The organism is Pseudomonas syringae group sp. J309-1, assembly GCF_032582135.1.
In the GTDB taxonomy this organism is placed as follows: Bacteria; Pseudomonadota; Gammaproteobacteria; order Pseudomonadales; family Pseudomonadaceae; genus Aquipseudomonas; species Aquipseudomonas quasicaspiana.
Genome location: NZ_JAWHNU010000118.1, coordinates 1 through 1454 on the forward strand (window position 1 = coordinate 1; position 1454 = coordinate 1454).

1 protein-coding gene is annotated in these 1454 nt (G+C 55.1%); it reads left to right on the top strand.

Annotation, left to right across the window (positions count from 1 at the left end; translation table 11 throughout):
- Window positions 1–130 precede the first annotated feature (130 nt).
- The gene (locus RX972_RS28995) at window positions 131–1189 is read left to right on the top strand and encodes an IS110 family transposase (protein ID WP_231678247.1); all 1059 of its coding nucleotides are present in this window, start codon (window positions 131–133) and stop codon (window positions 1187–1189) included.
- The last annotated feature ends 265 nt before the right edge of the window (window positions 1190–1454 follow it).

Genomic DNA, 1454 nt, shown 5'->3' on the forward strand with positions numbered 1-1454 from the left:
GTAATTGGATGGACTCGCCCAAGCCGAGGCGTCAGTAGCGCCACGGTGGCATTCTTAAGAAGCCAACGACAGCGAGGGCGAGTCCATGAAAAAGCATACGATCAAAAGTAACGCTTTGTCTTCAGCCGATGTGTCGGCTTGTTCAACAGTGGCTGTAGATCTTGCCAAGAACGTATTCCAGATAGCCGGAGAAGACGCCCTTGGTCAGGTCATTTACGAAGAGCGAATCAAGTCACGCGAAGCCTTTGTAGCCTTTTTACAAAAACTGCCGTCAAGCGTGACGGTGCTGATGGAAACCGGCCCTGGCGCACAGGCTTGGGCGCAGTTGCTGCAAGCTCAGGGCAATCAGGCGCGAATTTTACCGGCGCAACATGTCGCCAATCATCGCAGCGGCGCCAAGAATGACCGCAACGATGTCCTGGCGATATTGCGCTCGGGACGAGATGTAAACATTGCTTCAGTGCCCGTCAAAAGTAACGCGCAATTGGCCATGCAGGCCCTGCATCGTGTTCGGCAAGGGTATGTAAAGCGGCGCACCGCAATGGGTAATCAGATACGTGGGTTGCTGCTGGAACAAGGCATTGCCATGGCGCAAGGGGCGGTGGCCCTAAGCCGAAATGTCCCACGCATACTGGAAGACGCAACCCAGCCATTGCCAGATATGTTGCGCGAGTTGGTCGACGAACTGCTGGGCGAATGGAGTCAGCTGGGTGAACGTATCGACGTGCTGACGGGGCGTCTGGAAGCTGCCGCGCGCGAAGACAAGACAGCAAAGCGCCTGATGACAGTACGTGGCATCGGTCCTGTCATCGCTACAGCGCTACTGGCCAAGCAAACTGAACCTGGGCGCTTCGCCAATGCACGAATGTTCGCAGCCTACTTCGGTACGGTTCCTGAGCAAAACAGCAGCGGACAAAAAGTTCGGCTGGGCAAAATTTGCAAACGCGGTGATGGCTACATTCGCAGCCTTTCAATTCAGGGAGCGCACGCTGTGTTAAGGCAGGTGCGGCCTGACTCTGAACATCCGGATGATCGCCGTTTGAGACGCTGGTTAAGCCAGCATGGTCAAAAGGGAGCCGCCGTCAGATTGGCCAACCGAAACCTGCGAATCGTCTGGGTGCTGCTGCAAAACGATCAGACCTATAGTCGCCAGCCAGCGGGTTGCCAGGAGGCGACGATGAATCATTGAAAAAACAGAGTTCTGCCACCGGGGTGCTGGGTCACCTCAACCGCTGCTTAAGAACATTGACCCTTGGTCAGACCGTCGTGGATAGATGCCTACGGTCCTACTGGCCCTTTTGAGGCCTTATCGTAATTGGCATACCGCGAGCTCACCCAATGTTGGCCAGAAGCTGATGATGCTTCCTCGAATAGGCCTTATACATAGATGCAACCGGGTAGCAGTGTTCAAAAGCAGGTTGAATGTAGGGGCGAGTCCATACATAGGACCGGCT